Below are 7,232 nucleotides of genomic sequence, written 5' to 3'. Positions count from 1 at the left end.
TGTGGCAGCATCTTCCTCCCCCATTTATGGGGGAGGACCGAGGAGGGGGACAGCAAGCACAAACCAAGGATGGGGGACAACGAGCACCTACCAATCAACCCTCATGCAACCCGCATTCGCGCTTCAGGCCGAAGAAGCGTGTCTCTTCTTCTGCCATGCCAGGTTCCCACTTTTTGGTGGTATGCGTATCGCCCACTGACAGATAACCTTCATCCCACAGCGGATGGTATTTCAATCCGTGTTGGGTCAGATATTGATGCACCTGACGGTTATCCCAGTCAATGATCGGCAGAATCTTGAACACCCCGCGCTGCACCGCCAGCACCGGCAAACTGGCGCGACTGCCAGATTGATCGCGGCGCAGGCCAGCAAACCAGGTTTGCGCGCCCAGCGTTTCCAGCGCGCGGTTCATCGGTTCCACTTTGTTGATCTGGTTGTACTGCTCAATCCCTTCGACGCCCTGCTCCCACAGTTTGCCGTAACGTGCTTCCTGCCAGGCCGCTGACGTCTCAGCACGGAAGATCTGCAGGTTAAGATTGAGCTTGTCGGTCAGCTCATCAATGAAGCGATAGGTTTCCGGGAACAGATAACCGGTATCGGTCAGGATCACCGGAATGTCCGGTTTCTGCTGCGTCACCATATGCAGCAAAACCGCCGCCTGAATACCAAAGCTGGATGACAGCACAAATGCGCCTGGCAGCTGTTCTAATGCCCAGCCCACACGTTGTTCAGCAGAGAGTTTCTCCAGCTGCACATTGCTTTCCGCCAGCGCCATAATGCGGTCAACTTTTGATGAACCATTCAGTGCTGCGAGATCGAGTACCGTCATACTGCCTCCGAGTCCCAGAAATCACGGGCGGGATCAACCACGGCTTTAATGATGCCGGTGCGAATCACGAAGTCGCCGAAGCCTTCATCGGCCTGACGCTCGGTTGCCCAGCGCGCCACCAGTTCATCGATGCTGGCAAGGATTTCGCCTTCGTTGATGTTCTCGCGGTACATGCGTGGGATGCGCGTACCTTCGCGGTTGCCGCCAATATGTAAGTTGTAACGGCCCGGCGCTTTGCCCACCAGACCCAACTCCGCCAGCAAAGCACGGCCACAACCATTTGGGCAACCGGTAACGCGTAACACTATGTGCTCTTCGCCGACGCCGTGCTTATGCATGATCTCTTCCACTTTGGTGACGAACGACGGCAGGAAGCGCTCGGCTTCGGCCATCGCCAGCGGACAGGTCGGGAACGCCACACACGCCATGGAGTTTTCACGCTGCGGAGTAACCGCTTCCATCAAACCGTGTTCACGGGCGATGGCTTCGATCTGCGCTTTTTGCTTCTCCGGCACGCCAGCCACAATCAGGTTCTGGTTGGCGGTCAGGCGGAAATCGCCCTGATGCACTTTCGCGATTTCAGCGATGCCGCGTTTCAGCGGACGGCCAGGATAATCCAGCAGACGGCCGTTCTCGATAAACAGCGTCAGGTGCCACTTCTTATCGATGCCTTTCACCCAGCCAATACGGTCGCCGCGCGAAGTGAACGCATACGGACGAATCGGTTCGAATGTCAGACCGGCACGCTTCTCCACTTCCGCTTTGAAGGTCTCAACACCGACGCGTTCCAGCGTGTACTTGGTCTTGGCATTTTTACGATCGGTACGGTTACCCCAATCGCGCTGCGTGGTGACAACCGCAGCCGCCACGTCGAGGATCTTCTCAACCGGCAGGAAACCAAACTCGCTCGCGGTGCGCGCGTAGGTCGCTTTGTTGCCGTGATCAATCGACAAGCCGCCGCCAACCAGCAAGTTAAAGCCAATCAGCTTGCCCTTTTCAGCGATGGCGATGAAGTTCAGGTCATTGGCGTGCAGATCGACATCGTTATGCGGCGGCACCACAACCGTGGTTTTGAATTTACGCGGCAGATAGGTTTCGCCAAGAATCGGCTCTTTATCGGTGGTCGCGACCTTCTCTTTGTCCCACCAGATTTCAGCGTAAGCGCGGGTTTGCGGCAGCAGATGCTCTGACAGCTTTTTCGCCCACTCGTACGCTTCCTGATGCAGCTCTGATTCCACCGGATTCGAGGTGCACAGCACGTTACGGTTTACGTCATTGGCGGTCGCCAGCGCATCCAGCCCGACTTCGTGCAGCATCTGGTGCGTCGGCTTCACGTTCTTCTTCAGAATGCCGTGAAACTGGAAAGTCTGACGGTTAGTCAAACGGATGCTGCCGTAAATGGTTTTATCGGTGGCGAATTTATCAATCGCCAGCCACTGCGTTGGCGTGATGATGCCGCCCGGCAGACGGCAGCGCAGCATCATGGCGTGACGCGGTTCGAGTTTCTGCGCTGCGCGCTCGGCACGAATATCGCGGTCATCCTGCTGGTACATACCGTGGAAACGGATCAGCAGGAAGTTGTCGCCGGTGAAGCCGCCGGTCAGGCCATCGTCGAGATCGTCGAGGATGGTGCCGCGCAGATAGTTGCTCTGTTTTTTCAGACGCTCAGCGTCGACCAGCTTGCCTTCAACGACCAGCGGTCCAGGATGTTTTTCGCTCATTAGTAAACGTCTCGCTGATAACGGCGCTCAATGCGCAGCTCACTTAAAAATTCGTCAGCCGTTTCACGATCCATAGCGCCGTGTTCGACCACCACATCCAGTAATGCCTGCTCAACGTCTTTCGCCATACGATTGGCGTCGCCGCAGACGTAAAGGTGCGCGCCTTCCTGTAACCAGCTCCACACCTCCGCACCTTTGGCGCGGATTTTATCTTGTACGTAAACTTTCTCGGCCTGATCGCGTGACCATGCCAAATCAATATTGGTCAGCAGGCCATCTTTGACGTACTTCTGCCACTCCACCTGATAAAGGAAATCATCGGTGAAGTGCGGGTTGCCGAAGAACAGCCAGTTTTTACCGCCTGCGCCATCGTTGTCACGCTGCTGCATGAAGGAACGGAACGGCGCGATGCCGGTACCCGGACCAATCATGATCACTGGCGTTTCCGGGTTAGCCGGTAAGCGGAAGTTATCGTTGTGCTCGATGAAGACGCGAATTTCGCCATCCTCTTCGATACGATCTGCTAACCAGGTTGAGGCACCGCCGCCGCGCTGGCGTCCGTCGATTTCAAAGCGCACCGCACCCACGGTGATGTGCACTTCGGTTTCGTTCTCCGCCTGCGATGAGGCGATGGAGTACAGGCGCGGCGTCAGCGGACGCAGCAGGCCAGTTAATTGTTCGCTATTCAATTCGGTAGGTGCCTGACGCACCATATCGACAATTGGGAAGCTCTGCGCATAGCTTTGCAGCTTCGGCTTGTCACCGGCCAGCGCCAGCAGCGCGTCATTGCGCGACAACGCCGCATACTGCTCAACGATTTGTGGCGTGTTGACCGTCAGCTCGAAATGCGTTTTCAGCGCTTCGGCCAGCGACAGAGTTTTGCCCTGCACCTCTACCGGCTCGTCACCTTTCAGCCACACCAGTTGCAGCAGTTCCTGCACCAGCTCGTCATCATTTTCAAACCACACGCCGAGCGCATCGCCCGGCTGGTAGCGCAGGCCTGAATCGCCAAGGTCGATCTCGATGTGACGTACATCTTTATCCGAATCGCGTCCGGTGATCTTCTGGTTAGCCGCAAAGCTGGCCACCAGCGGCTCTTCTTTGGTGTACGGACTGCTGTCGACCAGATTAACGCTGCCCGCCGCAGTAACAGCGGCCTGCGCTGGCGATTGACTCGGCACACGCGCTTTCAGAATCTCAGTGATCTGCTGACGCCACGCGTTCGCCTGATCTTTGTATTCAACATCGGCATCCACACGATCCAGCAGACGTTCTGCACCCAGCTCAGCTAAGCGCTCATCAAAGTCTTTACCGGCTTTGCTGAAAAACTCATAAGAGGTATCGCCAAGGCCGAACACGGCAAACGCGGTGCCCTCAAACTTCGGCGCTTTCTTCGACAGCAGGAACTTGTGCAACGCCACGGCTTCTTCCGGTGGCTCGCCCTCGCCTTGCGTGGAGGTCACCACCACCAGCAGCTTTTCCTGACCGATCTGCTTGAATTTGTAATCGCCGGCGTTAACCAGATTGACGCTCAGCTTGGCGGCCAGCAGGTCATCACGCAGCTGCTCAGCCAGGCGACGCGCGTTTCCGGTCTGCGAGGCGGAGATCAGCGTGATGGTCGGGGTTTCTGCCTGAACCGGCTCTGGCGCGGCTGCCGCACCCGGCGTCTGATTGACCATGCCCCAGAAATAGCCGGAGAGCCAAGCCATCTGAGTGGTGTTGAAATCCGTAGTCGCCGCCTGTAAGCGCGCGAGTTGCTCCGGTGATAACGGAAGCAGTGAACCTGGTGCCTGAGTCGTCATTGCGTTAAAAATTCCAGTGTCAGAAGTCCGGATCAATATGTTGCGAAAGAATGCGTAGGTTACCGGGCTGTATATTAACGATTAAATACGCCTTCGACATATTAAATAACCAAAATGACTAAGTGGTTTTTCGGGTAAAGTTAACCAGCAAAAGTGGTAAATGAAGGCACTATTATTCAATGAGTTAATTAAGCGTTTGGCGTTGAGAAGGCGCAAAATGCCCTTTTCGTTGCCAGCGGGTGCGAAAAATCTGCAATTCAGGTAGACTTCAGCGGTTTTTAAGTCTGAGAGCCATTATGTCTACCACGTTATTTAAAGAGTTCCAGTTCGAATCTGCCCACCGCTTACCTCACGTGCCGGAAGGCCACAAATGTGGGCGTTTGCACGGCCATTCGTTCCTGGTGCGATTAGAAATTACCGGCGAAGTGGATGCGCATACCGGTTGGGTAATGGATTTTGCCGAACTGAAGGCGAAGTTTAAGCCGCTGTATGAACGCCTCGATCATCACTATCTGAATGACATTCCGGGTTTAGAAAACCCGACCAGTGAAGTGCTGGCGAAATGGATTTGGGATCAGATGAAGCCGATTCTGCCAGAATTGAGCGCAGTGATGATTAAAGAGACCTGCACCGCCGGCTGTGTTTACAAAGGTTAATTGTGTTTTCGGGCTGCGCTAGTGCAGCCTGACTTTCCTGCTATACGCTTCTTTACTTACCTTTCATCCCACTGTCATCTGCCGCCTCTACGTTGTTGTCTCCTTCATTAAAGATCAAGAGAATCAACAATGAACCTGGTAAAACGCCTTTCCCTGATTGCAGTTTTTGTTTCCGCTTCTGCCGCCGTTCAGGCGCAAAATATTCTCGATTTTCCGCAACCGGATAAAGTCCCAGATGAGTTCTTTGCCGTAACCGAAATTCCAGCGGGTGGCATGATCAAATATGAAACCGATGCCAAAACCGGCTTCATCTTTGCTGACCGCTTCCAGTCTATGCCGGTTGCCTATCCTGCAAACTATGGCTCGCTGACCCAGTCGCTGGCGGGAGATGGTGATCCGCTGGATGTGATTTTCTATACCCGCGCGCCGCTGCAACCGGGCACGTTGATCAAACTCCGTCCGATTGGCGTGCTGAAAATGATTGATGGCGGCGAAAAGGACGACAAAATCGTCGCCGTGCCAACCAGCAAAATCGACCCAACCTACGACGACATTAAAGAGATGAGCGACCTGCCGAAGATCGAGCAAGAGCGTTTGCAGGCATTCTTCCGCGTGTATAAGCAGTTGCCAGATGGCCGGAAGAAAGTGGAACTGAACGGTTTCGAAGATGCGGCGAAAGCCAAAACCGAAATCAAACAGGCGTTTGATGCGTACAAAGCGAAATAGTAAGTTTGCGGTCGCCATGAATGGCGACCCTACAATTTAGGCGATATTCAAATATTTGTGCGTCTGCATCGAAAGCCGCCAGTTGCGGGCGATACAGGTTTCAATACAGAGCTTGGTGGCCGCATCGCCGCGACTGATCGGTTGCAGCGCCACAATGCGCTTTTTCTCGTCGTGCAATCCCGCCAGCAATTCATCTAACGCTTCCACATCACGCTCACGCGCCACCGGATGCTTGATTTCATCTGCGCGCTGCAATGCCTGCGGCAATACGTCGTAGCCACCGCGCATGTTCACCTTGGGTGAAACTGTCACCCAGGTCGCGTCAGAACACTGCACGTCATGCGTGCCGCTGGTTTCGATCTGGCAGGCAAATCCCGCCGCTTCTAATTGTTCCGTCAAAGGGCGCAGATCAAAAATCGCCGGTTCGCCGCCGGTAATCACCACATGACGTGCGGTCCAACCCTGACGTTGAATGGTGTCGATCAGCATCGCCGCATCGGCGCTGCCCCACGCATCGCTTTCCACGGTTTTAACCAGAATATCGCCGAGCGAGGTCTCCCGATCCGCCCGCTTTTCCCAGGTATGTTTGGTATCACACCAGCTACAGCCCACCGGACATCCTTGTAAGCGGATGAACAGCGCCGGAACACCGGTGTAAAAACCTTCGCCCTGCAGCGTCTGGAACATTTCGTTAATCGGGTAGAACATTTTTCACTCACGTCTAAAATTTGAGGCGCAGATTATGGCAGATCTTGCGCGCTGAGTAACAGCTGCTTCGTGCCAAATAAAAGCAAAAGCCCCGCACAAGGCGGGGCTCTATTCAGACGATGCTGCCCGCAGGCAGCATACTCAGGCGATTACGCCTGGCCTTTAACTTCTTTCAGACCGTTGAAAGGTGCTTTGCTGCCCAGTGCTTCTTCGATACGAATCAGCTGGTTGTACTTAGCAACACGGTCAGAACGGCTCATAGAACCAGTTTTGATCTGGCCAGCTGCAGTACCTACCGCCAGGTCAGCGATGGTTGCATCTTCGGTTTCACCTGAACGGTGTGAAATCACCGCAGTGTAACCCGCATCTTTCGCCATCTTGATTGCAGCCAGAGTTTCGGTCAGTGAACCGATCTGGTTGAATTTGATCAGGATGGAGTTAGCGATGCCTTTATCGATACCTTCTTTCAGGATCTTGGTGTTGGTTACGAACAGGTCGTCACCCACCAGCTGGATCTTGTCGCCCAGCACTTTGGTCTGGTAGGCGAAACCAGTCCAGTCAGATTCGTCCAGACCATCTTCGATAGAAACGATTGGATACTGATTAGCCAGATCTTCCAGGAAGTGCGTGAACTCTTCTGAAGTGAAGGCTTTGTTGCCTTCGCCAGCCAGCACATATTTGCCGTCTTTGTAGAATTCAGATGCTGCGCAGTCCATCGCCAGGGTGATGTCTTTGCCCAGCTCGTAGCCTGCTGCTTTTACCGCTTCAGCGATAACAGCCAGTGCTTCGG

The 7,232-nt window shown here is 54.5% G+C and carries 6 protein-coding genes and 1 pseudogene; 2 read left to right on the top strand and 5 right to left on the bottom strand.

What is annotated here, in order from left to right:
* Positions 1-94 precede the first annotated feature (94 nt).
* The 3 genes from RTM06_RS22375 to cysJ are packed head-to-tail and all read right to left on the bottom strand — an operon-like array spanning position 95 to position 4,352.
* Positions 95-829 (bottom strand): phosphoadenylyl-sulfate reductase, encoded by a 735-nt coding sequence (locus RTM06_RS22375; protein WP_101762598.1) that lies wholly within the window; start codon positions 827-829, stop codon positions 95-97.
* Positions 826-2,550, bottom strand: coding sequence for an assimilatory sulfite reductase (NADPH) hemoprotein subunit (gene cysI, locus RTM06_RS22370; protein ID WP_008104561.1), 1,725 nt, complete (start codon positions 2,548-2,550; stop codon positions 826-828). The genes RTM06_RS22375 and cysI overlap by 4 nt, the downstream gene beginning before the upstream one ends.
* Positions 2,550-4,352 carry an NADPH-dependent assimilatory sulfite reductase flavoprotein subunit gene (gene cysJ / locus RTM06_RS22365; RefSeq protein ID WP_312184750.1) on the bottom strand — a complete coding sequence of 601 codons (1,803 nt, stop codon included), beginning with the start codon at positions 4,350-4,352 and terminating at the stop codon, positions 2,550-2,552. Before cysJ ends, cysI begins: the two co-directional genes overlap by 1 nt.
* A 293-nt stretch (positions 4,353-4,645) precedes the next feature.
* Here cysJ and queD point away from each other — a divergent pair, with 293 nt between their 5' ends.
* The gene (queD, locus tag RTM06_RS22360; protein ID WP_256698444.1) at positions 4,646-5,008 is read left to right on the top strand and encodes a 6-carboxytetrahydropterin synthase QueD; all 363 of its coding nucleotides are present in this window, start codon (positions 4,646-4,648) and stop codon (positions 5,006-5,008) included.
* A gap of 129 nt (positions 5,009-5,137) precedes the next feature.
* Positions 5,138-5,734 carry an inorganic diphosphatase gene (locus tag RTM06_RS22355; RefSeq protein WP_312184749.1) on the top strand — a complete coding sequence of 199 codons (597 nt, stop codon included), beginning with the start codon at positions 5,138-5,140 and terminating at the stop codon, positions 5,732-5,734.
* Between the two features lie 36 nt (positions 5,735-5,770).
* On the opposite strand, the gene queE is transcribed toward RTM06_RS22355, so the two are convergent.
* Positions 5,771-6,442, bottom strand: a complete 672-nt coding sequence (gene queE / locus RTM06_RS22350; protein WP_256697226.1) for a 7-carboxy-7-deazaguanine synthase QueE — start codon at positions 6,440-6,442, stop codon at positions 5,771-5,773.
* A 149-nt stretch (positions 6,443-6,591) separates the two neighbouring features.
* Positions 6,592-7,232, bottom strand: a pseudogene (gene eno, locus RTM06_RS22345) (phosphopyruvate hydratase); the annotation flags it as partial.

The organism is Pantoea sp. CTOTU46764 (genome assembly GCF_031974595.1).
Lineage (GTDB): Bacteria > Pseudomonadota > Gammaproteobacteria > Enterobacterales > Enterobacteriaceae > Pantoea > Pantoea trifolii.
This window is presented reverse-complemented; position numbering and strand designations above follow the sequence as displayed.